Origin of the sequence: Streptococcus sanguinis (genome assembly GCF_050225395.1) — a bacterium.
In the GTDB taxonomy this organism is placed as follows: Bacteria; Bacillota; Bacilli; order Lactobacillales; family Streptococcaceae; genus Streptococcus.
The window spans coordinates 832975-855601 of the sequence record NZ_CP071431.1 but is presented as its reverse complement, the minus strand read 5'-3'; the positions used below and the strand labels follow the sequence as shown (position 1 = coordinate 855601).

Genomic DNA, 22627 nt, shown 5'->3' with positions numbered 1-22627 from the left:
AAAGTGAGGTGCTGCAATTCTTTATAGCACTTTTAGATAATCCTTTTTTATTGAAAATAATATAGTTTAAAGCTATAGCTATTTTTTCTAATGAAACCTATTCAAGCATTGAAAATTTTGATATGATAGAACAAAGCAATCCAGAAACGAGGGAAACAGATGAGTAAAACGAAAAAGCTTCTTGCAGCCTTGGGCATCCTTTTCTTTAATATTTTTGGTCTTATCGCCTTCTTCGTCTTGCTCGTCAGAAGCAAGAAACGAAAATAAGAATCTGTCTGTATAATTGTCTCGTCCGATTAAGAAGGACTTGACTTTTTTTTATTTAGCTTTTAAAATAGTTACCATAAAATCAAAAAGAGGTTTACTATTTATGAACAAGAACAAAGCTTTTCTTCTTGCCCTCCCAGCTATCGGAGCTGCCTTCCTAGCTGTCCTGTCTCAATTAACTATTTCTATTGGCCCCGTTCCCATCACGTTGCAGACTTTTGTAATCGGTTTGATTGCGACGATTTTCAAACCCCGCGAAGCTGTTTTGTCAGTCTTTATTTATCTGCTGCTGGGAGCTATTGGCCTACCGGTCTTTGCTGGAGGAAGCGGTGGTTTTCAGGCTATCTTTGGTCCAAGCGCCGGCTATCTCTGGTTCTACTTACTCTTTGCCTTTGTGACATCCAGTCTGACCCATAAGGACAGTCCTTTCTATATGGTTTTTATAGCCAATGTATTGGGTGATGCTCTCGTCTTTGTCGGTGGTATCCTAGGACTTCATTTCTTAGGAGGATTTGATTTCTCTAAGTCGGTCGCGGTTGGCCTTACTCCTTTTATCCTGCCAGACTTGCTAAAAATGGTTGTCATCACCATCATCAGCATTCCTATTTTTAAGAGTCTGAAATTTCATCCCTACTTTTCAGAGAAATAGAAAAAACTGATAGAGCTTTATCTATCAGTTTTTAAATGCATCCACGAGAACTTGGAATTCTTCATTAGAAAGTGTAATTCCCTTGCCCATCTTGCTGTGGTCTGGGCTCCAAGTCCGAATATCATACTTAGCTGGTGCACCGTTAAAGCTAACGCGGTTGAGTTCCTTGGTCCAGCCCTTGTCATTTTCAGACAGGACCAGAAGTTTTTCTTCGATTTCGAATGTAAATTCAGCCATATTTCACCTCTTGTTTTATTTTCCAACTAATAATTCGTAAAAGAATTTACAATTTAGGGAATTTTGTTATATAATATATTGTAACAAGTTATGGAGATTTTAGCTATGAAAAAATATCTCGAAATGATTTTACAAAGAGCCAACGAATTTATCAGTGGCAAAAAGAATGAACAAGGACCAGAGGACAGTGGCCGCATCCTGCGTACCATTGAGCTAGCTCTGCGTAAACAATCTGGTGTCCACGTTATCTTTCTGGACAAAAGCTTCACTGGTGATATTGTCAAATACGATCGCGAGCGCCTGCAGCTGATTATCAAGAATTTCAAGAAAAGTATGACCACTATTATCCGCGTGCAGGACATAAAGCGAATCAGTCTCGTACCCAATAATATCCGTGAAGCCCAAAAGAAAGACATTCGCATCACCAATCGTCGTTTCAAAAGATAACTCTTCCATCCAACTGGATGGAAGAGTTATTTATTTGTCTGAAAATAAATTGAACGATGCTTCTTGCATCCTGGATTAAAAGGATGAGCGCAGAAAGGGCAGGCATCCTCACAGCCAAGATACTGGGAAATAGTCAACTCGGTCCTGCAATGACCACAAAGAACTACTCGATCTTCTGACCGACTCACAGGATAGGCCAGAAAAGCATGATCTTCGTAGCGGTCATGACAGAGAAAGCAAGGATAGTATTTCTGACAAGCAAAGCACTTAAGAGCTACGATATCTTTCTCACTATGATAATGCTGGCAGCGAGTCTCCTCATCAAGAATATCACCGTAAACCTGAATCATGCTATTTCCTCTCTGATAACCTCTATTCATAAAGATGGCTTCTAGATTTAAAAAGCCATCTATGAATATAAGATTAAGCTCGGACGGTCACGCTAGTGCCATCTTCCTTGTAAAGATTAATCAAGCCTTCCTTACGAGCCCGCACCATATCGCCAGCCTCTACGGGCTGCTCCAAGTGAATGGTCAGAAGCTCCATCGGATTAGGAGCCCGATCAATTTTGTTACCGTCAGCATCACGAAGGTCTGTGATAAAGGTTTCAAAATGCCGGAAGCCCGGTCCGTAAAACTCAACCTGATCCCCTTCATGGATAACATTGCGCTGACGAATAGTCGCTGTCTGACTGTCTGCGTCATAAGCTACTACTTCAGCTACAAATTTGTATTCTGGAATCTTGCGTCGCGCTCCGAAAAGCTGCTCATTTTCAGTTGGAGTATGATAGTAGAATCCTGTGGCCAATTCACGTTGAGCAACCTTCCACATCTCATCGACCAAATCCTGCTTGATAGCTTCGAACTTTTCAGGACTTTCTAGATAAGCATTCACAGCTGCTTTATAGCAGTTAGTCACCGTAGAAACGTAATGAATAGACTTCATCCGTCCCTCAATCTTCAAGCTATCCACTCCATTTTCAATCATGTCTGGTATGCGGTCAATCATGGACATATCAACTGCGGACATGGAAAATTCTTCTGGAACTTCACCCTTCAAGCTCTTACGTTCTTGACCAAAAGGCATGTCGTAGAGGTCGTATTTCCAACGACAGGATTGCGAGCAGCCTCCACGATTGGCATCGCGCATACTCATGTGGTTGGATAACGTACAGCGGCCGGAGTAAGAAATACACATGGCTCCATGAACAAAGGCTTCTATTTCAACGTCAGTCCGTCGGCGAATTTCAGCCAGCTCAGCCATAGAAACTTCGCGTGCTAGGACAACACGAGTCAGTCCTAGATTTTTCCAGAATTCCAGCGTTTCATAGTTAGTCGCACTAGCCTGAGTTGACAGGTGGATTTCCAGGCCGGGTGCTTCTGATGCTGCAATAGCAATCAAAGCTGGATCAGAAACAATGACAGCCGCAATCCCGATATCTCGCAAACGGCGGAACCACTCACCAGCTCCCTCTTCATTGCCCTCATGCATGACCATATTGGCCGCAACATAGACCTTAGCCCCATAACTAGCCGCAAACTGAACCCCTTCTTCCATCTGTTCAAAGGTAAAGTTCCCAGCCCGACTGCGTAGACCATAGGCCTGTCCGCCAATAAAAACAGCATCTGCTCCATATCGAACAGCTACTTTTAGCTTTTCCAAAGTACCAGCAGGTGATAACACCTCTGGTCGTTTCAACTTTCTTGCCATCATTTTCTCCTATTTGCAATATAAAAGTATTGATGTCTAATCCTTATTATTTTATAGTAATTTACACCTAAAAGCAAGGTTCTTTGAATTATTTTCACAATTCTAATTTTTAGATTATTCGAATTAATTCAAAAAAATAGTTTGAAGCATTTATTTTTTACTCATGTTTTATAAATCTCATTTTTGTTCACAAAAAAGAACTCCTAAAAAGAGTTCTCGTTTCTAATTTTATTTTACCATATCAGGGTCATAGTCATAAAATCCGGTATCGAGAAAACGATTTTTTGGATGTAGTTTGTGAATCGCCTCATCCAGCACAAAGGCTTGGTCTGAGCTAAACTTGCCTTCTTCAATCAAATCTCTCGCCTCAACAAAAATCTTAGCAATCTCAACAAAGTTGTGGCCAGGTGTGTAGAGGCCTTCCAACTTCCAGTGGCAGAATCCATGGTCAACCAACTCTATCAGCTTGGTCATCAAATCCAAGTCATTATTGGCAAAAATATGAGTACCATGATTGTCCTCAAAAATCGAGTAATGGCTCTGCGGATCGCTTGGTTCCGCCAGAAAGAGGTCTCGCTCCCGTGTCTTTTCATCATCGATATGAGTAAAATTATAGTAATTCTGCAAAAGAGGACGCTTGGAGTGATGGATGACACTAGCTCCGTAAACCAAGACTTCAGCAGGAATTTCCAGAATTTCTGGCATCTTAAAAAGCTCAGCAGAAGGAATCTCACGCGCTAGGACAGCTTCTGAAACTCCTGCGTTCTTAGCCCAAAAGTTAATCTGACGGCTGCTGGTAACCATGGTCGAGGCATCGTAAATAGTCTTTAATTTATAACCATCTCGCTGCAGCACATAGAAAACACCAGCATCACCAACGGTAATATAATCTGCCCCAATCTCCTGCAGAAAATCAAGATAGGGCCTGATCTTATCCATCATTTCTTGATGCATGAGCGCGTTCACCGCAACGGTCAACTCTTTTCCTGCTTGGTGAACCAAGTCAGAAATTCGAGTTAATTCGTCTAAACTAAAATTATGAGGCAAACGAAGGCCGTAATTTTTCTCACCGACATAAATTCGGTCGACATTCGCCTTCAAAAGTTCCTCAACTTGTTCTATACTTTCAGCAGTTGCTGTAATAATTATCTTTTTCATAAAACCATTATAGCAAAAAAATATAAAGGAGTGGTTTTTCATTCGAATTTATTCGTTTTGTAACTCTTTTGTAATATTTAAAACTGCAAAAAAATGGTAGAATTAGAGGGTACTGTAAGGAGAGAGAATTATGCACGTAAGAAAATACCAACAATATGATGACCCAACTGACTATTACTATCAAGAAATTGAATCTGAACAAACACCACTCTATCAAGAGTACTTACCTGAAGCAGAAACATCACCAAGATTAAGCGAACTCTTTTTCTTCTTAAATATTGCTGTTTTCTGTGTCTTGACAGTTTTGTTTAGCTTTGTATTTTTGAGTTTAAAAATGAATACATTTATGTCCTTCACTTTGGCCATTGCTTCCAGCCTGATTAGCATTCAATCTTATCGCCTGTTCGCAAAGAAACGCCAAACTAGCAAATAAACCAACCTTGTGATTCTACGATTTTAAAATATAAGAAAAACCGACGACGCTTTAAGTCCTCGGTTCTTTTTTTCACTCTTGTAAACAAAGAAGACTAGCAAAATTGCTAGTCTTCTTTGTTTTATTTTTCTTCTTGACTGTCTGTTTCAACAGCCTTTTCTTCTTGTCCTTCTGTCGCTTCTGCTCCGAAGTCAATGATGATTTCTTCTGAAGGTTCTTCTTCCTCTTCGAAGATCACAGGTTCTTCCTCAGCTAAGCTGCTTTCTTCTTTATCAAATTTTTCTTTGATTTCGTTAAACTTATCTTGTGAGTAGTCAACGACAGATTTTGTCGTTTCTTTGACAGATTCGATGACTGTTTCAGTTGTAATCTCGCCTTTCTCAACCTTTTCTTTGGTTTGCTGAATTGCACTGACAGCTTGATTTGAAAAGTCTTTAGCGGACTGAACGACAGCTTCGTGGATATCATCAGGATTTTCTTGATATTCCTTTACAAAGTCCCGAACCTTATCTGTCGTTTCCTTTCCTTTCTTACTGGTCAGGAAATAGGCAGCAGCTGCACCAGTGACAGCTCCCAATAACAGTGATGAAAATTTTCCCATAATAGACCTTCTTTCTTATTTTTTAAACAATTTTGAAGCAAAACGCAAAGCAGATAAACCAGCTGTAGTTTTGACTGTTCCCTTACCAGCAGACACTGCTTTTTTACTCAGCGTACGCGCCTGAACGTTTAAATCTGAAACGGACTCAGACAGGTCCGCAACAGCTGTAAACAAAGGATCAATGGTTGCGACTTTTTGATTGATGTCGTCAGTCAAGACATTGACCTTGGCCAGTAAATCATTGGTTTGGTGAAGGGTCACGTTGACATCAGAAGTCAAGACCTTGATGGTATTTTCTGTTTCATCTAGCATTTTACCAGCTTTCTCGCCCAGATTTTTGACAGTAATCGTCAAGTAAATCACGAAGATAATAAGGGCAACCGCTAGTAATGCATAAGCAATTTCAATTATCATATTTCTCTCCTTTCATCGCTGACATCTCTTATAAGAGTCAGCAGCTCTATGTATTTCTTATTCTTGATAATAAGGGGCTTGCTTTTTTCTTTGGTAAATGATGATGCCGATTCCTACAAAAATAAGAATCAGCGACAGCCATTGGGAAACGCGCAGACCAGCAAACATAAGACTGTCCGTCCGCATCCCCTCAATAATCATCCGACCAAATCCATACCAAATCAGATAGAAGGCGGCGATTTCTCCCTGTCTCAGCAACTTAGGCCGACGGCGGAGAACAATAATCAAGATAAAGCCAATTAGGTTCCATACAGATTCATAGAGGAAAGTTGGCTGTCTGTAGCTGCCCTCGATATACATATTCTCACGAATAAAACTAGGCAGATAGTTCAAACTCTTAACTGCCGCACCGTAGGCCTCATGGTTGGCAAAATTTCCCCAGCGCCCAATACTCTGAGCAATCATCACACTTGGTGCTGCAATATCCAGAAAATCGACTGGGTGAATCAACCTTCTCCGACAGAAGAAATAGAGAACGATGGCACCAGCTATCAGCCCACCGTAAATGGCAATCCCGGCTATTCCGCCATTCCAAAAATCAATGATTTTTATCAGATTCTTACCGTAATAATCCCATTCGAATGCCACGTAATAAAGTCGGGCACCCACAATGGCTACGGGAAAAGCTACTAGGATAAAATCCAAAATATCATCAGGAATAATCTTCCGACGTGGAGCCTCCTTCATGGCAAGATAAACGGCTAAAACTAAGCCTGTGACAATACAGATGGCATACCAGCGAATACTGATAGGCCCAAGTTGGATAGCTACTGGATCAATCATGTTTCACCTCATTTCGGCTAATTAAATCAGTGAGGCGTTCTTCAAAGATCTTGGTAGCATCATAGCCCATTTGCTTAGCTCGATAGTTCATCGCTGCAGCCTCAATCACGACTGAGATATTGCGACCAGTCTTTACAGGAATCCGAATACGTGGAATTCTGACACCGGCAACCTCCAGCTCCTCTGTATCATTACCTAGACGGTCAAAAGTTTTTTGAGTATCGTAATTCTCCAAATAGACAGCTATCTGAACTTGAGAAGAATCTTTGACAGCACTGGCTCCGTATAAGCTCATGACATCGATGATACCAACACCACGAATTTCCAATAGGTGACGCAGGATTTCAGCCGGCTCTCCCCAAAGGGTCACTTCATCCTTGGCATAGATATCCACTCGGTCATCCGCAACCAAACGATGGCCACGCTTAACCAATTCAAGTCCTGTCTCACTTTTACCAATTCCACTGTCCCCTTGGATGAGAACTCCCATGCCATAGATATCCATCAGGACCCCATGAACACTGGTCCTCTCAGCCAGCCGAGAATCAAGATAACTGGAAATTTCTCCAGACAAGCGGCTAGTAGAGGCTTTACTTCTAAGAATAGCAACCTGCTTCTCATCAGCCGCATCAATCATTTCTTTAGGAATCTCTAAATTTCGAGCAATGATAATCACCGGCGTCTCAGGCTGGAACATTTTCAGCAGCACCTGATGGCGGTTATGAGAGCTCATCTTCATCAGATAAGACCACTCTTTCATCCCAATCAGCTGTATCCGCTCGGGTGTATAAAAATCAAAATATCCAGTCATTTCAAGTCCAGGCCGAGAAATATCTGAAGTTTTAATTTCTTTCTCCAGTAAAACTTTATCTCCGTACTCCTGAGACAGACGAGACATTTTTAAGAGGTCTTTGACCTTTACTGACATTGTCTTCTCCCTTCAAATTTGTCTGCTTCTATTATAGCAAATTTTTACCTCAAAAGAATCTTTAAGATTGATTTTAGGTCGAAAAAATATTTTGATTTAAATCAACTTTTTAGTAAAAATAGAAAAACAGCCATGGTCTTAGTCAAGCAGGCTGTTAAGAATCTTCTTTTGGTTATTAAAACAAGGATGGTTTTCTACAAAATCTGGGACCTCTTTCAGAGGCAACCAGACATGGGCATCTGTTTCGCCTTCCTGATAGCGGACTTGACTCTTATCGCCAGATACAACCACTTCAAAATAGTCGAAATGGCACTGATCTTTGATAGAGCACACCTGCTCCAAAAGTCTGATGCTGTCAGGAACCAAGCCTGTTTCTTCTTCTAATTCACGTAAGGCGGCTGTCAGACTATCCTCTCCAGCCAGCACACTGCCACCTGCTCCGAACTCATAATAGCCAGGATAAAGGCTTTTATTGGCTGATCGCCGCATAAAGAGAATATCACCATCCTGGTGACGAACCAAGACATTAACACATAGATGAAACTGTCCTTCAGGAATTTTTTCTCCTCGAACCAGGAGATGAGGGAGTTGATTTCGATTTAAGTCATAGGCATTCCAAAATTCTGTCATATTTCCTCCTTGGATAAATTGCTAATATTTTGGTGATGTTTTTAAGTGTCAATTTACCTGGTTTTCTATCCTGCTTCTTTTTTAGATTTTATCTAAAAGAAGCAAGCAGAAAATAAATCACGGTATAGAAATGTCTTACTAAAACATTCCCTACTTCAAGTAAAAAATCGGGAGTGCATCCCGAAATTTTCTATTTTATTAAGAATTACCAAAACCAGCCGTCTTTATCGTCTTCGATAGCTTCTGCTTCTTTTCGTTTGCGCGGGCCGGTTCCATACATTTCTTCTTCTATGTCTTCTTTATAGGGCATAACCATAGCTAGCAGGATATAGATGAGAATTCCCAAGCCGAAATTGACCACAGTAAAGATAATAAAGAGGAAGCGCACCAGGCTCAGATCAAAATCAAATTTATCACACAGACCGGACAAGACACCGGAAATCAGTCGATTCTTTTTCAACTTATAGAATTTCACGTTCATGATAGAGACCTCAATGATCATATTTACTTTATTCTACCATATTTCATGAGAAAACAATCGGGCCAAAGGCTGATTATGGATTAGAATATTCATTCTTTTGAAAAAGAGAGTTCTTCAAGGAACTCTCTCGCTAATCTATCAAGCTTTCTCTGACAAACGGAGCTTGCCCATACAGCGTCCGCAACGGTATTTTTGAAGATTGACTCTACGTCTACGACGGATAAGTGCTCCGCAGCTCAGGCATTCATAGACGAGAAAAGATTGCGAGTCGGACAAGGAAGGAGCGTAGCGCAGACCATCAACTTGCTTGAGCAGTTCTTTAAAATCTCTATCCCCATGGCGGTATCCTTTACCCTGATAATAGAGGTGATAGTGAGCCAGCTCATGGCGAACAATTTTTCGGAAGGTCTCCAGCCCAAAAGTTTCATATATTTTAGGGTTGAAATCCAGATGACCATCTTTTGGAAAGAAGCGTCCCCCTGTAGTACGGAGACGCTTATTCCAATAAGCTTGGTGACGAAATTCCCAGCCAAAATCTTCAAGAGAAACCTGTTTGACGTACTCAGTTAGATTCATTTGGTGCTATCAGAGAGAGGTTAACTTTCTCCCGTTCCACATCCAGTTTATCCACCCAGACTGTGACCAAATCACCAACAGATAGGACCTGACTAGGATGCTTGATATAGTCCGTGCTCAGCTTGGAGATATGAATAAGACCGTCTTCGTGGATACCGATATCCACAAAGGCTCCGAAATCGACGACATTGCGGACGACTCCTTCCAGTTTTTGACCGATGCGCAGGTCCTTGATATCCAAGACATCCTGCCGCAGAACTGGCGCGTCAAAGGAATCTCGCAAATCTCTGCCAGGCTTGAGCAAATCAGCAATAATATCTTTTAGAGTTTCTTCTCCTAGGCCTAGCTCTGCAGCCAAACTAGCAGTCTGCACTCCTTTTAATTTGGCTTGGGCTGCTTCATCCAAACTGCTAATTTCCAGACGCTTAAAGAGCTCCTCCACCGCCTTATAAGACTCTGGGTGAACGCCTGTATTATCCAGCAAGTTATCACTTTCAGGAATACGCAGGAAGCCGGCTGCCTGTTCAAAAGCCTTTGCGCCTAGACGCGGCACTTTCTTGATGGCCTCGCGAGACCGAATCAAGCCTTCCGTCTCTCGGTATTTGACAATATTTTCTGAGATAGTTTTATTAAGACCCGCTACATGGGCCAGCAGGGCAGGACTGGCGGTGTTGATATTGACCCCGACTTGGTTGACCACTGTATCAACGACAAAGTCCAGACTTTCAGACAGTTTTTTCTGGCTGACATCATGCTGGTACTGGCCAACCCCGATAGACTTAGGATCAATCTTAACCAGCTCAGCCAAAGGATCCTGCAATCGGCGGGCAATGGAAATAGCTGAACGCTTTTCAACCGTCAAATCTGGAAACTCATGACGAGCCAGTTCACTAGCAGAGTATACAGATGCTCCGCTCTCATTGACGATGACATAGCTGACATTCGGATGAGATTTCAAAACTTCCGCTACAAAGGCTTCGCTTTCTCGACTGGCCGTTCCGTTTCCGATGGCAATGATTTCCACGCCAAACTGCTCAATCAGCTCTGACAACTCCTTCTTAGAAGCTTCAATCTGAGCTGGCTTTGCTGGCGCTACTGGATAGATAACATGAGTCGTCAGCATCTTACCTGTTGCATCCACAACAGCCAGCTTAGCCCCTGTCCGGAAAGCTGGGTCAAAGCCCAGTACTACGCGACCTTTGAGAGGAGCAATTAGGAGGAGATGGCGGAGGTTATCTGAGAAGAGCTGAATCGCACCATCCTCAGCAGCCTCAGTCAGCTCGGTCCGAATACGGCGCTCCATAGCTGGAATGATTTTCTTTTTAACTGCTTGCTGGACAGCTTCGATAATATAGGCATTTTTCACTTTGAAACGTACTTCAAAAAAGCGCAGGATTTTCTCAAGATTGTGCTCAAAACCAACCTTGAGAATACCTAGCTTCTCACCACGGTTAAGGGCCAGTGTTCGGTAGCCCTGCATGGTCGCTACTTTTTCAGAAAAATCATAATAAATCTGGAAGACCTGCTTTTCATCCAAATCACCGTCTTTGAGACTGGATACGATAAAAGAATTGGTCTGCATCTCATGGTAGGTCCAAGCCCGCAGCTTGGTGTCTTCAGAAATTGCTTCAGTCAGAATATCCCCTGCTCCAGCTAGAGCAGCTTCTGATGTTGGAAAGGCTTCACTAGTAAGTTTCTCTGCTTCTTCCTGCAAATTAGCCGCATCCTGTAGGATGAAGCGGGCCAAAGGAAAGAGACCTGCTTCACGGGCAATAGTTGCCTTGGTACGGCGCTTCTCCTTGTAAGGCAGATAAAGCTCTTCCACATCAGCCAGCTTTTCAGCAGCTTCAATCTCAGAACGCAACGCATCCGTAAGTTTTCCCTGCTCCTCAATCTTAGCTAAGACCGTCGCTTTACGCTCTGCCAAGGCAGTCATGCTTTTATCTAGGTCAATGATTGCCTTAATCTCTACCTCATCCAGATTTCCTGTCATTTCCTTACGGTAACGAGCAATAAAAGGAATCGTATTTCCTTCAGCAGTCAGATCTAGGACCTGTGATACTTGGCTTTCTTTAAGGCCCAATTTCTGGGTAATTTTTTCAATATTTATATTTTCCATAACAATCCTATTATATCACAAGTGCTTTGAAAGATAGGCAGTTTTAGAACTATTTAGTACTATTTGTACAAAAAAATTTAAGGTAAATTTTATGTATTGAGTGAGCTATGTTTCAAAATTTCATTTTTTGATAATTGGTAGTATAATAGAATTATTATTTTAGAAATGAGGTGCCTTTATGGCTGTTAAATTTACTAGATCAGACGATTTGGACAAGATGTTCGAAGAGTTTGCGACCCTGCCCAAGATTGAAAAGGTAGAATTCCCAGAGGAAGACAAGAAAAAATCTAAAAATGAGAAGGATAAGAAAGAATGAGCTTCTTCTCTCAGCTGCCGGCCAGTGTCCTGCAAGCCGGCGCCATCTTTCTCTCCATTATCATTGAAGCCCTGCCTTTTGTTTTGATTGGAAGTATCATTTCTGGCTTTATCGAGGTATATGTCACGCCAGACAAGGTTTATCGTTTCCTGCCCAAGAACAAATGGGCTCGGATTTTCTTTGGGAGCTTGGTTGGTTTTGTCTTCCCCTCTTGCGAGTGCGGAATCGTTCCCATTATAAATCGGTTTCTGGAAAAGAAAGTTCCCAGCTACACGGCTGTGCCTTTTCTGGTAACGGCTCCAGTCATCAACCCCATCGTACTCTTTGCGACCTACTCAGCCTTTGGAAATTCCTTCCGAATGGCTCTGCTTCGTGCTTTAGGTTCTATGGTCGTGGCTATTCTTTTAGGGATTTTTCTGGGCTTCTTTGCAGACAGCAATATTCAAAAAGAAAATCGCAAGGCTGTTCATGAGCATGACTTTTCACATCTCAGCAAAGGACAAAAGCTATTTCATGTCTTTGTGCAGGCCATTGACGAATTTTTCGATACAGGCCGCTATCTGGTCTTTGGCTGTCTCTTTGCCAGCCTGGTCCAGGTCTATGTTCCAACCAGAATCCTGACCTCTATCAGCTCGACACCGGCTGTTGCTATTCTTCTGCTCATGCTGCTGTCCTTCCTGCTCTCACTTTGCAGCGAAGCTGATGCTTTCATCGGGAGCTCCTTGATTGCTAGCTTCGGCCTATCGCCTGTCTTAGCTTTCTTGGTCATTGGGCCTATGCTAGATGTCAAGAATCTGCTGATGATGAAAAACTACTTTAAGACACGCTTTATCTGGCAATTTATCAGCCTGGTTACCATCGTTGTCTTTCTTTACTCTTGGCTTGTGGGGGTGGTCCTATGATTCGATTTCTAATCTTAGTCGGCTACTTTGAGATTACCATGTATCTGCAGCTGACGGGCAAGCTCAACCAATATATCAATCTCCACTATTCCTATCTGGCATACTTGTCTATGATTCTGTCTTTTGTCTTAGCAGTTGTGCAGCTTATCATCTGGATGAAGAAGATGGAGGTCCACAGTCATTTAAGCACTCGCTGGGCCAAGTTAGGCAGCGTGCTGCTCCTCGTCATTCCGCTTTTTGTAGGAATTTTCTTTCCAACTGTAACCTTGGATTCGACAACAGTTTCGGCTAAAGGATTTCATTTTCCACTGGCTGAGGGAACTTCAACTGCTATTCAGCAGGACGAAGGCACAACCAGCCAATACCTGAAGCCAGACACCAGCACCTACTTTACCAAAGGGGCTTACGAAAAAGAAATGCGGGCAGCCGCCAAGAAATATGTCAAGCAAGATACCATTCAGGTCACAACTGAGAACTACATGGAAATCATGGAGGTCATCTATGATTATCCCGACGAGTTTGTAGGCAAAACGCTGGAGTTCACTGGATTTGTCTACAATGACCCCAGCGACCAGAAGAGCCAATTTCTCTTTCGCTTCGGTATTATTCATTGTATCGCTGACTCAGGTGTCTATGGCCTCTTGACGACTGGAAATACCCAGCATTTCGAGAATAATACCTGGATTCATGCCAAGGGAAAAATTACCATGCACTACCATAAAAGTCTGGGACAAAGCCTGCCAACTCTAGAAGTTGAAAGCTTTGATAAGGTAGAGAAACCGGACAACCCTTACGTTTATAGGGTATTTGAATAAAGAAAACGAGGCTGGCACAATTGTGTCTAAGCCTCATTTTTTGTATTTGAATATGTTTCAAGCAGTGGTCAATTTCTTTCTATTTATCTCCCTTTTCAGAAACCGAATTTCTGAATACAATCTTTAGAAAAATTGTGATAAAATAGAGACATCATTTAGAAAATAGGTATCAGGATGTCTTCAAAAGTTATTGTTACAATTTTCGGAGCCAGCGGTGACTTGGCCAAAAGAAAACTCTATCCATCCCTCTTCAGGCTCTATAAGTCTGGCAATCTTTCCAAGCATTTTGCAGTTATCGGAACCGCCCGCCGGCCTTGGAGCAAGGAGTATTTTGAGTCTGTCGTTGTCGAGGCAATCGCTGATTTAGCTGACAGTCCCGAGCAAGCCCAAGAGTTTGCTAGCCACTTCTACTATCAAAGTCATGATGTGCAGGATACCGAGCACTACATTGAGCTGCGCAAGCTTCAAAACCGACTCAATGAGCAGTACCAAGCCGAGCACAATAAGCTCTTCTTCCTGTCCATGGCTCCGCAATTTTTCGGAACCATTGCCAAACACCTCAAGTCTGAAAATATCGTAGACGGCACAGGATTTGAACGTCTGATTGTCGAAAAACCTTTCGGAACAGACTTGGCAACTGCCAGCCAACTTAACGAAGAACTCTTGGCTGCCTTTGATGAAGAGCAGATTTTCCGTATTGACCATTACCTAGGCAAGGAAATGATTCAGAGCATCTTCGCTATCCGCTTTGCCAATCTTCTCTTTGAAAATATCTGGAATCGTGACTACATTGACAATGTCCAGATTACCTTTGCTGAAAAGCTAGGCGTCGAAGAACGCGGCGGTTACTATGACCAGTCTGGTGCTCTGCGGGATATGGTGCAGAATCATACCTTGCAGCTCCTGTCACTCTTAGCTATGGACAAGCCAAAAAGCTTCAGCAAAGAGGACATTCGGGCAGAGAAAGTCAAAGTTTTTGAACGCTTGGTACAGCCCGATAAAGAAGACTTGAAACGCTTCTTTATACGCGGTCAGTATAAGTCTGGCACGGTCAAAGGTAAGAAATACATCTCCTACCGGAGTGAACCTAATGTCAATCCTGACTCCATGACTGAAACCTTTGCTTCAGGAGCTTTCTTCGTAAATAGCGAACGTTTCCGTGATGTTCCATTTTTCTTCCGAACTGGTAAACGCCTCACTGAAAAAGGCACTCTTGTCAATATTGTCTTCAAGCAGATGGAGTCTATCTTTGGTGAGGAATTAGCACCAAATGTTCTGACCATTCATATCCAGCCGACTGAGGGCTTCTCTCTCAGCATGAATGGCAAAGAGGTTGGCGAGCGCTTCAGCTTAGCCCCTCTCTCTCTGGACTATCGGACAGACGCAACAGCCAGCGGTTCTTCACCTGATCCTTACGAAAAATTAATCTTTGACGTCCTCAACAATGACTCAACCAACTTCAGCCACTGGGATGAAGTCCGCTCCAGCTGGGAGCTGATTGATCAAATTGAAGAGCTTTGGCATAGCAACGAAGTGCCACTCCATGAATATCCCGTCGGTTCTATGGGACCAGAAGCTGCCCTTGAACTCCTTAGAGAATTTGGAGCTGACTGGCAGTGGTCTCCAAACAAATAAAATTTAAAAATTGTTCATAAAAAAGCCAGTACGTGTACTGGCTTTTTTGCTTTATACTAAGCCTTCAAGCAGGCCTTTCATAAAGTTCTCTGAGTTGAACTCACCGATATCATCAATCTTTTCTCCAAAGCCAATCAGCTTCACTGGAATATCCAATTCCTGACGAATGGCTAGCACAACTCCGCCTCGGGCTGTTCCATCGATTTTTGTCAATACAATTCCTGTGACTGGAGTGATTTTAGAAAATTCCTTGGCCTGAACCAGAGCATTCTGACCGGTTGAAGCATCGAGAGCTAGGAAAGTTTCATGCGGTGCTTCTGGATCCACTCGCTTAATAATACGGCCAATTTTCTCCAGCTCAGCCATGAGGTTGTCCTTATTTTGCAGGCGACCAGCCGTGTCAATCATAAGAACATCAACCTGCTCTGCTTGAGCACGCTCCATACCATCATAAACCACGCTGGCAGGATCACTCTTCTCAGGTCCAGTTACTACTGGAACGTCAACGCGCCGCCCCCATTCAGCCAGCTGAGCTACTGCTCCAGCTCGGAATGTATCTGCAGCTACCAACATGACTTTCTTGCCTTGTTGTTTGTACTTATAGGCTAGTTTGCCGATAGAGGTGGTCTTACCGACTCCGTTGACCCCAACAAAGAGCATGACAGTCAGACCATTTTGGAAATTGATTTTTTCATTAAAGCGGCCATCTTTCTCATAAATGTCCACCAATTTTTCAATAATCAGCTGGCGCAGAGCAGCTGGTTTTTTAGCATTTTCCAGACGGGCTTCATAGCGTAGTTCCTCAGTCAGACTGGAAGCTACTTGCACTCCTACATCACTAGTGATGAGCAGCTCTTCCAAGTCTTCGAAGAACTCTTCATCTACTGATCGGAAATTGGCAAAGAAGGCATTGAGCCGTGCTCCAAATCCTGTCCGAGTCTTCTTTAGGCTGCGGTCATATTTTTCCTGAGTGGATTCCTCTTGAGGAAGTTCAGCAGAATCTTCTGTAGCTACTGCTTCTGATTTTTCAGCAACATCAGCTTCTTGGTCAACCTGTTCTGATTCTGTTAGTGACTCAGCTTCTGTTTCGAGCTCGAACTCATTATTTGAATCAGTTCCCACCTCGTCATAAGAAACTGCTTCATGCTCAGTATAAGATGATGCTTCATCTGACAGGTCTGTTTGTTCAATAAGTTCTTCTACCGTTTCGTCACTGCTTTCAGGCTGATGCTCTTCTAGAGTTTCTTCAGTCTGAGTTGCTCTTTGAGCCACTTCTTGATTTTCTGCAATAATTTCTCTTTCATGCTCTGGCTCCTTGCTTTCTTCTTGGATAGCTTGAGATGCAAGCTCTTCTGTTACTAACTGCTCTTCAACATCAGCCAAACTATCTTTTGTATCCGAAATTTGGTCATCAAGTTGCTGCTCGCCCTGATAGGACTGAACAGCTTCCGCTTCAAGATTCTCTCCTGCTTCTGGAACAGGCGCTGTTTCTTCTTCAAGCTCGCCAATGTTTTCCAATGCTTCCTTGACAACTTCTTCAATCGGTGGTTCTTGTTTTTTTCGGCCGAAAAGGCGGTCAAATAATCCCATTGGCTAATCCTCCTTTAGTACATATTCTTCAATAGCCCAAGCCACTGCATCCTCATCATTGGTCATTGGTGTCACAACATTGGCTGCTTCTTTGACGATGGCTACTGCATTCTGCATGGCCACTCCCAAACCAGCCCACTCAACCATAGATAGATCGTTAGCTTCATCACCACAAGCCATGACTTGACTTCTCTCAATACCTAAATGGGCAATCAGTTTCTCCAGACCGTTGGCTTTATGGACATTTTTTGGTGACCACTCCAGTAGCATTTCTCTAGATTTAAAAATCTCATAGCGCTCAAATAATTCTGGTGAAATTTGCTCAATAGCCGCATCCAGTGGTTCTTGAGCATAAGCGGTGACACATTTATTATAAGTCTGCTGGCTGGATAAATCACTGAAATCAATGGGCTCAAAAGTCAAAGTAGGATTGAACTGGGCATAAAGCGAGTCTTGATCTGATTGAATCTGATAGACAAGTCCTTCGCAGATAGCATCAAGAGGGATGTGGAGCTTATCCGTCTCCTCATAAATCCGAGCTACATCATCATAAGAAAAGACTGTTTTATCAAGGATTTCTCCAGTGTTGCGCTGAACAAGACCACCATTAAAAGTAATGGTGTACTCATCCTCTCGACCGTCTGTTCCCAGCTCATGCAGGAAAAAGTCCATGGCCTTAAGGGGGCGGCCAGTAGTCAGAACTACCTTAACTCCCTTATCCTGAGCAACTTTTAAAGTTGCTAAATTGCGCTCAGAAATCTTCTTGTCTGAATTCAGAAGAGTTCCATCCAAGTCCAGAGCAATCAGTTTTATATCTGTCATTATAATCCCTCCATGTAAGTGATAACCGACTGAGCATCATGGTGACCGATGACTTCCTTGGCCACTTCTAAAATCTCAGGGCGAGCATTTTCAGTCGCAATCGGATAGCCAGCCACCTGCATCATGTGTAAATCGTTGAGATTATCGCCAAAAACCATAACCTGAGAAAGATCTATGTCAAGCTTCTTGGCCAGCTCAACAATGGCAACACCCTTATCCACATAATCCAAAACGATGTCGATAGACTTGAAGCCCGTCGTCATAGCCTTGACACCGTTGATATTCTCATTGACCCAAGCTTCACCAGCTGCGACTTGGTCCTCAGCAAAATTGGTCGTAAACTTGAAAATATCATCGTCAATATCAGCCAAGCTAGCCACTTTTTGAATATTTTCATTATAATGAGCACTGAAAGAAAGATAGGTCGGATCCACAGTCTCCAAGACATAGCAAGCCCGCTTGCCTGTCAGAAGCAGCTCATTGACATTGACATAGGGAGATTCCTGCAGCTTGTCAAAAACCTTGAGATAAAAGTCTCGTGGCATGGTTGCTTCATAGAGATCCTCGCCGTGAAACTCAACTAAACTGCCGTTTTCAGCAATAAAAATAATCTCATTGCGCACTTCCTCAAACAGCTTTTCCAACGACAAGAGGCCGCGCCCGCTGGCTACGGCAAAATACATGCCTTTTTCTTTGAAGCGAGTCAAAACTTGCTTGAGACGGTCCATATCAAACTGACCTTTACTGTCTAAAAAGGTACCGTCCATATCCGTTGCTACTAATTTTATACTCATTTTACATACTTTCTAAATCTTTTAACTTGACCGATACAATCTTGGAAACACCAGACTCCTGCATGGTAACTCCGTAAATAGAGTCTGCAGCTGACATGGTTCCCTTACGGTGAGTGACCACGATGAACTGGCTGTCCTTGTCAAATCGATTGAGATAATCCCCAAAGCGTTTAACATTCGCCTCGTCCAGCGCTGCTTCTACCTCGTCCAAGATGACAAAAGGAATGGTCTTAACGCGAATGATAGAGAAGAGCAGAGCCAAAGCTGACAAAGCCTTCTCGCCACCGCTCATCAGATTAAGCGACTGGATCTTCTTGCCGGGTGGCTGCACAGAGATTTCTACACCTGCAGTCAGCAAGTCTCCCTCCGTCAATATCAGGTCTGCCGAACCACCGCCAAACATCTGTCGGAAAGTCACCTTGAAGCTTTCACGAATGGCTTCAAAGGTTGATTTAAAGCGTTCCTTGACTTCGTCATTCATCTCTTCAATCGTCTCTAAGAGCAGATTTTTGGCTGATAGGACATCGTCTCGTTGCTCATTTAGGAAGTTCAAACGGTTGCTGACTTCTTCAAACTGCTCAACTGCTTCCAGATTGACTGGACCTAAAGCTCGAATGGCTTTTTCCAAATCCTTCACCTGACTTTCAGCAGCTGGCAAACTTTCTAACGGCCGAGCCTGGCTGCTTGCTTCATCAAAGCTCATCTGATAGTCATCTGTCAGATTGCTTGCCAGACGGCGCATGACATCCATGAGCTTATCCTTTTCTGCCTCTGCCTTGGCCTGCCGACGAATCAATTCTTCATTTTGATGGCGGGCTTGCTCCAAACGACTGGCAATATCGTCAGACTGACCTTCCAGATCTTCAAGCTCAAATTTCAGGCGAATCAGTCTTTGATTCAGGTCAGTCTTTTCTTGCTTGGCGGTCTCTAATTGCTCTTCCAGGATTGTAATATCCACCTTCTGCAGGCTAGACTGCTCCTTTTGCTCCATCAAAAGTTCCAAGGTCGACTGCTCTTTTGCAAGGCTGGCTTTTTCCTCGGACAGACGTTCCAAGTCATTCTTTTCAAAGCGTTGATTGGAGGTCAGCTCTGTTCGCTGGAGCTTGAGTTCTGCTAGGCGAGAGGAAAGCTTGTCAAAGCGAGCCTGAACAGCATCTTTGTTCGACTTAACCTGCTCTATTTCTGCAGTGATATCCGTTTTTTCTTGCTCAATCTCAGTCAAGCGGGCCTGCAGTCGGTCTTTCTCTTCTGAAATATCCAAAGCAGACTGACTAGCCAACTCTTGCTCCTGTAGATTTTTCAGACTTGTGAGTTCTTCTACACGCTTGGCTAACTGTTCATAGGCTAGATTAGCCTTTTGCTCAGCCAAGCGAGCTTGCTCACCATCTGTCTTGATTTGTTCCAATACCTGCTTGGCCTGACTTAGCTGGTTTTGCAGAATTTGCACTGCTTCTTCCTGCTCTTTCAAGCTGACATTTTTCTGCTTAATCTCTTCAAGCAAAGCATCTAGCTCCGGCTTGATAAAGATGGTATTGTTATTGCGGTTGGCACCACCGGCATAAGAACCGCCAGTCCGAAGCTCTGTTCCATCCAAAGTCACCATGCGAACCTGATAGCGCACTTGGCGAGCTGCTGCTCTGGCATGCTCCACCGTATCAAAAATAGCGGTCGTTCCCAGCAGATTTTGAAAAATGCTGTCTAACGATGACTCATAGCTGACCAAGGAAGAAGCCAGTCCCAGAAAACCAGCACTCTTTTCAATCGTAGTGCGATGATGGTCAGGTAGCTGACGCGGCTTAATGGTTGTTAAAGGCAGGAAGGTTGCCCGGCCAGCCCGATTTTTCTTCAGAAATTCAATAGCCCGAGTCGCAGCCGCCTCATCTTCCACGATGATATTTTGACTGCTTGCTCCCAGAGCAATTTCCAGCGCTGTCTGATAGTAAGGATCAAAGCTGAGCTTTTCGCTAACTGCTCCTACAATACCACCCAGTCGACCTGCCTCCTGCAGCACACTCTTAACCCCAGCATAGAAATTACTGTGATTTTTGAGAATGGCTTCCAAGCTATTTGAACGCGCCTGCTTGTTTTTGAGGTCATCCAAAAGCTCAAACATCTTAGTCTGCTGATGCTTATAGTCAGCCTCCAGCTTCTCTACCAACTGAACCTGACTCTGGTAGTCAGCCAGTAGATTCTTGAGGGCTTGACGAGCAATTTCCAACTCCTCCAAACCAGCCTGCTCCTGAGTCTGGCTAGCTTCCAAATCTGCTTGCAATTTAGCATAGTCTGCTTTCTTGCTCTCAGCCAATTTAAGCTCGCTAGCCAGCTGGCTCTCCAGAGAAGTCAAGTCATTAGAAAGATTTGCCTCCTCCTGCATGAGCTTAACATACTGCTCGCGCAGATGTTCAATCAGCTGGTCTGGATCATCTGAAAAGTCTGCTAATTCTGCTTCCAAAGCAGCGATAGACTGCTCATTGTCACTCAGTTTGGCAGCTATTTGGCTTAATTCAGCCTGCTTGTCCTCTATGTTGCTTTCTATCTGAGCCAGTTTTTCTGACAGAGTGGCCAAGCGTTCTTCATTTTCCCGACGGCTCGTCGCTGCCTGGCTGGACTCCAACTTAGAAAGATCAATCTGGCGCTCCAAATCACTGATTAAGCGGGTCAATTCCAGCAAACTAGCTTGATTATCAGACAAAGTTTGATTGAGCTCATGGCGCTTGGCCTTCAAGGTTTGATTTTCAACTTCCAGCTCATCGCGCTTGCTATAGTAGGCTGCTAGCTCCTGCTGGATATTCGTTAAATCTTCTTCAGCCTTGGTCAGCCTTTCCTTGTTAGCTGTCAGCTGAGCGACCAAAACATCCAAGTAAAGCTCTCGGCGCTGGCCATCCAGACTCAAGAAGCGCTTAGCAGTTTCAGCCTGCTTCTCCAAGGGCTTGACCTGGCTCTCCAGCTCGTAGATAATGTCTTCCAGACGGTCCAGATTATCCTGGGTCTGACTAAGCTTGCTTTCCGTTTTCTTACGACGTGTCTTATACTTAAGCACTCCAGCCGCTTCTTCAAAAATTGCCCGGCGTTCCTCCGGCTTGCTGTTGAAGATTTCCTCAACCTTCCCTTGGGAAATGATGGAGAAGGAATCTCGTCCCAGCCCTGTATCCATGAAAAGATCATGGACATCGCGCAGACGGACTTTTTTGCCATCAATCTTATACTCACTGTCACCGCTACGGTAAATGTGTCGCTCCACCCGAATCTCATTGGCAGCATCCTTGATAAATTGGTCTCTATTGTCCAAAACCACTACCACTGATGCATAATTAAGTGGCTTGCGGGTTTCTGTTCCTGCAAAAATCACATCGGGCATCTTGCCGCCCCGCAGACTTTTCACACTAGACTCTCCCAAAGCCCAGCGAAGGCTCTCCGTAATATTGGATTTGCCGGAACCATTTGGCCCGACAACCGCTGTAACTCCCTGATCAAAGACAACTTTAGTCTTATCAGCAAATGACTTGAAGCCCTGAATTTCAATTTCCTTTAAAAACATGAAGAACTTTCCTTTTTAAATGCGTTTTTAGCAGCTTCCTGCTCGGCCAGCTTTTTAGAACGCCCCTGGCCTTGACCGGACTTGCAGCCATTGATGAGAACAGCCACCTCGAAATTTTTGGCATGAGCCGGCCCTGTTTCAGAGACGACCTGATAGGCAATTTCCACATCGCCATTAATCTGCAGCAACTCCTGTAGCTTGGTCTTGTAGTCCGTCACCCGCTCAAAATCTCCCGCTTCCACCTTGGGAATCATGACTTGATAGAGAAAGCTTTTGACTGCTTCCACACCCTTATCCAAGAGCAAGGCGCCTAAAAAGGCCTCGAACAAATCACCTAAAATCGTATCACGATTCCGGCCGCCAGACTTCTCCTCACCGCGTCCCAGCTTGATAAATTGATCAAATTGGCAATCACGGGCAAAGCCTGCCAAGCTCTCCTCCCGAACAATCATGGAACGCAGCTTAGACAGATCGCCCTCCGGTCTCTTAGGATACTTGGTATAAAGATACTCCGAAATAATCAGTTGCAGAACAGCGTCTCCTAAAAATTCCAAGCGCTCATTGTGTGAAATTTTTAAGAGGCGGTGCTCATTGGCATAGCTCGTATGGGTAAAAGCCGTTTCCAACAAGGTCTCATCAGAGAAAACCAAGTCAAACTGCTCCAGCAATGCTTTTTTCAAATTTTCCATTACTATTTTAGATCATGCTGACTTCCGTCAGAT

At 43.6% G+C, this 22627-nt stretch carries 24 protein-coding genes; 7 read left to right on the top strand and 17 right to left on the bottom strand.

The annotated features are described in order from the left end of the window. Nucleotides 1-370: 370 nt before the first annotated feature. Nucleotides 371-916 (top strand): biotin transporter BioY, encoded by a 546-nt coding sequence (locus J1C81_RS04370; RefSeq protein WP_032909691.1) that lies wholly within the window; start codon nt 371-373, stop codon nt 914-916. Nucleotides 917-940: 24 nt separating this feature from the next. Here J1C81_RS04370 and J1C81_RS04365 read toward each other — a convergent pair whose 3' ends face one another. After that, a complete protein-coding gene (locus J1C81_RS04365; RefSeq protein WP_002897227.1) occupies nt 941-1153 on the bottom strand; it encodes a YdbC family protein in 213 nt (70 codons plus the stop codon). A gap of 90 nt (nt 1154-1243) precedes the next feature. Between J1C81_RS04365 and J1C81_RS04360 the strand changes: the two genes are divergently transcribed. Beyond that, entirely contained in the window at nt 1244-1600 is a 357-nt protein-coding gene (locus J1C81_RS04360; protein WP_002899965.1) for a hypothetical protein, read from the top strand. A gap of 26 nt (nt 1601-1626) precedes the next feature. On the opposite strand, the gene J1C81_RS04355 is transcribed toward J1C81_RS04360, so the two are convergent. The 3 genes from J1C81_RS04355 to J1C81_RS04345 all read right to left on the bottom strand — a co-directional run bounded on the left by J1C81_RS04355 (nt 1627) and on the right by J1C81_RS04345 (nt 4468). Continuing rightward, entirely contained in the window at nt 1627-1950 is a 324-nt protein-coding gene (locus J1C81_RS04355; protein WP_002914778.1) for a CHY zinc finger protein, read from the bottom strand. A 73-nt stretch (nt 1951-2023) separates the two neighbouring features. Beyond that, the gene (locus J1C81_RS04350; RefSeq protein WP_032906623.1) at nt 2024-3310 is read right to left on the bottom strand and encodes a peptidase U32 family protein; all 1287 of its coding nucleotides are present in this window, start codon (nt 3308-3310) and stop codon (nt 2024-2026) included. Between the two features lie 228 nt (nt 3311-3538). Then, nucleotides 3539-4468: a peptidase U32 family protein gene (locus J1C81_RS04345; protein ID WP_032909788.1), complete on the bottom strand. Its 930-nt coding sequence runs from the start codon at nt 4466-4468 to the stop codon at nt 3539-3541. 130 nt (nt 4469-4598) lie between these two features. On the opposite strand from J1C81_RS04345, the gene J1C81_RS04340 reads away from it, so the two are divergent. Continuing rightward, nucleotides 4599-4901 carry a DUF3270 family protein gene (locus J1C81_RS04340; protein WP_002894977.1) on the top strand — a complete coding sequence of 101 codons (303 nt, stop codon included), beginning with the start codon at nt 4599-4601 and terminating at the stop codon, nt 4899-4901. Between the two features lie 121 nt (nt 4902-5022). Here the strand turns inward: J1C81_RS04340 and J1C81_RS04335 are convergent, their stop codons facing one another. From J1C81_RS04335 to J1C81_RS04300, 8 genes are all read right to left on the bottom strand, one after another. After that, nucleotides 5023-5502 (bottom strand): YtxH domain-containing protein, encoded by a 480-nt coding sequence (locus J1C81_RS04335; RefSeq protein ID WP_002897220.1) that lies wholly within the window; start codon nt 5500-5502, stop codon nt 5023-5025. A 15-nt stretch (nt 5503-5517) separates the two neighbouring features. Next, nucleotides 5518-5916, bottom strand: coding sequence for a DUF948 domain-containing protein (locus J1C81_RS04330; protein WP_002897219.1), 399 nt, complete (start codon nt 5914-5916; stop codon nt 5518-5520). Nucleotides 5917-5973: 57 nt separating this feature from the next. Further along, nucleotides 5974-6759, bottom strand: coding sequence for a prolipoprotein diacylglyceryl transferase (gene lgt / locus J1C81_RS04325; RefSeq protein ID WP_002914774.1), 786 nt, complete (start codon nt 6757-6759; stop codon nt 5974-5976). Continuing rightward, nucleotides 6752-7687 (bottom strand): HPr(Ser) kinase/phosphatase, encoded by a 936-nt coding sequence (gene hprK, locus J1C81_RS04320; RefSeq protein ID WP_002914772.1) that lies wholly within the window; start codon nt 7685-7687, stop codon nt 6752-6754. The genes lgt and hprK overlap by 8 nt, the downstream gene beginning before the upstream one ends. Nucleotides 7688-7825: 138 nt before the next feature. Beyond that, nucleotides 7826-8317, bottom strand: coding sequence for an NUDIX hydrolase (locus tag J1C81_RS04315; protein WP_002914770.1), 492 nt, complete (start codon nt 8315-8317; stop codon nt 7826-7828). A gap of 205 nt (nt 8318-8522) precedes the next feature. Next, nucleotides 8523-8798 (bottom strand): PspC domain-containing protein, encoded by a 276-nt coding sequence (locus tag J1C81_RS04310; protein WP_032907817.1) that lies wholly within the window; start codon nt 8796-8798, stop codon nt 8523-8525. Nucleotides 8799-8936: 138 nt separating this feature from the next. Continuing rightward, complete coding sequence (locus tag J1C81_RS04305) at nt 8937-9374, bottom strand: SprT family protein (RefSeq protein ID WP_002914768.1); 438 nt, start codon at nt 9372-9374, stop codon at nt 8937-8939. Continuing rightward, the gene (locus tag J1C81_RS04300; protein ID WP_002914766.1) at nt 9361-11493 is read right to left on the bottom strand and encodes a Tex family protein; all 2133 of its coding nucleotides are present in this window, start codon (nt 11491-11493) and stop codon (nt 9361-9363) included. The genes J1C81_RS04305 and J1C81_RS04300 overlap by 14 nt, the downstream gene beginning before the upstream one ends. Before the next feature lie 178 nt (nt 11494-11671). Between J1C81_RS04300 and J1C81_RS04295 the strand changes: the two genes are divergently transcribed. From J1C81_RS04295 to zwf, 4 genes are all read left to right on the top strand, one after another. Continuing rightward, a complete protein-coding gene (locus tag J1C81_RS04295) occupies nt 11672-11809 on the top strand; it encodes an SPJ_0845 family protein (RefSeq protein WP_002894961.1) in 138 nt (45 codons plus the stop codon). Next, on the top strand, nt 11806-12711 hold the full coding sequence (locus J1C81_RS04290) for a permease (RefSeq protein ID WP_002914764.1): 906 nt from the start codon (nt 11806-11808) through the stop codon (nt 12709-12711). The genes J1C81_RS04295 and J1C81_RS04290 overlap by 4 nt, the downstream gene beginning before the upstream one ends. Then, the gene (locus tag J1C81_RS04285; protein WP_002914763.1) at nt 12708-13526 is read left to right on the top strand and encodes a TIGR03943 family putative permease subunit; all 819 of its coding nucleotides are present in this window, start codon (nt 12708-12710) and stop codon (nt 13524-13526) included. The genes J1C81_RS04290 and J1C81_RS04285 overlap by 4 nt, the downstream gene beginning before the upstream one ends. A 174-nt stretch (nt 13527-13700) precedes the next feature. Then, entirely contained in the window at nt 13701-15161 is a 1461-nt protein-coding gene (zwf, locus tag J1C81_RS04280) for a glucose-6-phosphate dehydrogenase (protein WP_002914761.1), read from the top strand. Between the two features lie 51 nt (nt 15162-15212). Here the strand turns inward: zwf and ftsY are convergent, their stop codons facing one another. Genes ftsY through rnc form a run of 5 tightly spaced genes read right to left on the bottom strand, consistent with a single transcriptional unit; the run spans nt 15213 to nt 22594 of the window. Continuing rightward, nucleotides 15213-16751, bottom strand: coding sequence for a signal recognition particle-docking protein FtsY (gene ftsY, locus J1C81_RS04275; protein ID WP_002914760.1), 1539 nt, complete (start codon nt 16749-16751; stop codon nt 15213-15215). A 3-nt stretch (nt 16752-16754) separates the two neighbouring features. Continuing rightward, nucleotides 16755-17573 (bottom strand): Cof-type HAD-IIB family hydrolase, encoded by an 819-nt coding sequence (locus tag J1C81_RS04270; protein WP_002914759.1) that lies wholly within the window; start codon nt 17571-17573, stop codon nt 16755-16757. Then, a complete protein-coding gene (locus tag J1C81_RS04265) occupies nt 17573-18367 on the bottom strand; it encodes a Cof-type HAD-IIB family hydrolase (RefSeq protein ID WP_002897207.1) in 795 nt (264 codons plus the stop codon). Before J1C81_RS04265 ends, J1C81_RS04270 begins: the two co-directional genes overlap by 1 nt. 1 nt (nt 18368) lies before the next feature. Next, a complete protein-coding gene (smc, locus tag J1C81_RS04260; protein ID WP_002914758.1) occupies nt 18369-21905 on the bottom strand; it encodes a chromosome segregation protein SMC in 3537 nt (1178 codons plus the stop codon). Next, nucleotides 21896-22594, bottom strand: a complete 699-nt coding sequence (gene rnc / locus J1C81_RS04255; protein ID WP_002914757.1) for a ribonuclease III — start codon at nt 22592-22594, stop codon at nt 21896-21898. Before rnc ends, smc begins: the two co-directional genes overlap by 10 nt. Nucleotides 22595-22627 lie beyond the last annotated feature (33 nt).

Coding starts and splice junctions, on each gene's coding strand:
- J1C81_RS04335 (WP_002897220.1), bottom strand. CDS start 5,502: ATGGGAAAATTTTCATCACTGTTATTGGGAGCTGTCACTGGTGCAGCT.
- rnc (WP_002914757.1), bottom strand. CDS start 22,594: ATGGAAAATTTGAAAAAAGCATTGCTGGAGCAGTTTGACTTGGTTTTC.
- J1C81_RS04310 (WP_032907817.1), bottom strand. CDS start 8,798: ATGAACGTGAAATTCTATAAGTTGAAAAAGAATCGACTGATTTCCGGT.
- J1C81_RS04340 (WP_002894977.1), top strand. CDS start 4,599: ATGCACGTAAGAAAATACCAACAATATGATGACCCAACTGACTATTAC.
- J1C81_RS04315 (WP_002914770.1), bottom strand. CDS start 8,317: ATGACAGAATTTTGGAATGCCTATGACTTAAATCGAAATCAACTCCCT.
- J1C81_RS04290 (WP_002914764.1), top strand. CDS start 11,806: ATGAGCTTCTTCTCTCAGCTGCCGGCCAGTGTCCTGCAAGCCGGCGCC.
- J1C81_RS04365 (WP_002897227.1), bottom strand. CDS start 1,153: ATGGCTGAATTTACATTCGAAATCGAAGAAAAACTTCTGGTCCTGTCT.
- J1C81_RS04360 (WP_002899965.1), top strand. CDS start 1,244: ATGGAGATTTTAGCTATGAAAAAATATCTCGAAATGATTTTACAAAGA.
- J1C81_RS04305 (WP_002914768.1), bottom strand. CDS start 9,374: ATGAATCTAACTGAGTACGTCAAACAGGTTTCTCTTGAAGATTTTGGC.
- J1C81_RS04300 (WP_002914766.1), bottom strand. CDS start 11,493: ATGGAAAATATAAATATTGAAAAAATTACCCAGAAATTGGGCCTTAAA.
- J1C81_RS04350 (WP_032906623.1), bottom strand. CDS start 3,310: ATGGCAAGAAAGTTGAAACGACCAGAGGTGTTATCACCTGCTGGTACT.
- ftsY (WP_002914760.1), bottom strand. CDS start 16,751: ATGGGATTATTTGACCGCCTTTTCGGCCGAAAAAAACAAGAACCACCG.
- J1C81_RS04295 (WP_002894961.1), top strand. CDS start 11,672: ATGGCTGTTAAATTTACTAGATCAGACGATTTGGACAAGATGTTCGAA.
- hprK (WP_002914772.1), bottom strand. CDS start 7,687: ATGTCAGTAAAGGTCAAAGACCTCTTAAAAATGTCTCGTCTGTCTCAG.
- J1C81_RS04370 (WP_032909691.1), top strand. CDS start 371: ATGAACAAGAACAAAGCTTTTCTTCTTGCCCTCCCAGCTATCGGAGCT.
- J1C81_RS04355 (WP_002914778.1), bottom strand. CDS start 1,950: ATGATTCAGGTTTACGGTGATATTCTTGATGAGGAGACTCGCTGCCAG.
- J1C81_RS04285 (WP_002914763.1), top strand. CDS start 12,708: ATGATTCGATTTCTAATCTTAGTCGGCTACTTTGAGATTACCATGTAT.
- J1C81_RS04345 (WP_032909788.1), bottom strand. CDS start 4,468: ATGAAAAAGATAATTATTACAGCAACTGCTGAAAGTATAGAACAAGTT.
- J1C81_RS04265 (WP_002897207.1), bottom strand. CDS start 18,367: ATGAGTATAAAATTAGTAGCAACGGATATGGACGGTACCTTTTTAGAC.
- J1C81_RS04330 (WP_002897219.1), bottom strand. CDS start 5,916: ATGATAATTGAAATTGCTTATGCATTACTAGCGGTTGCCCTTATTATC.
- smc (WP_002914758.1), bottom strand. CDS start 21,905: ATGTTTTTAAAGGAAATTGAAATTCAGGGCTTCAAGTCATTTGCTGAT.
- zwf (WP_002914761.1), top strand. CDS start 13,701: ATGTCTTCAAAAGTTATTGTTACAATTTTCGGAGCCAGCGGTGACTTG.
- J1C81_RS04270 (WP_002914759.1), bottom strand. CDS start 17,573: ATGACAGATATAAAACTGATTGCTCTGGACTTGGATGGAACTCTTCTG.
- lgt (WP_002914774.1), bottom strand. CDS start 6,759: ATGATTGATCCAGTAGCTATCCAACTTGGGCCTATCAGTATTCGCTGG.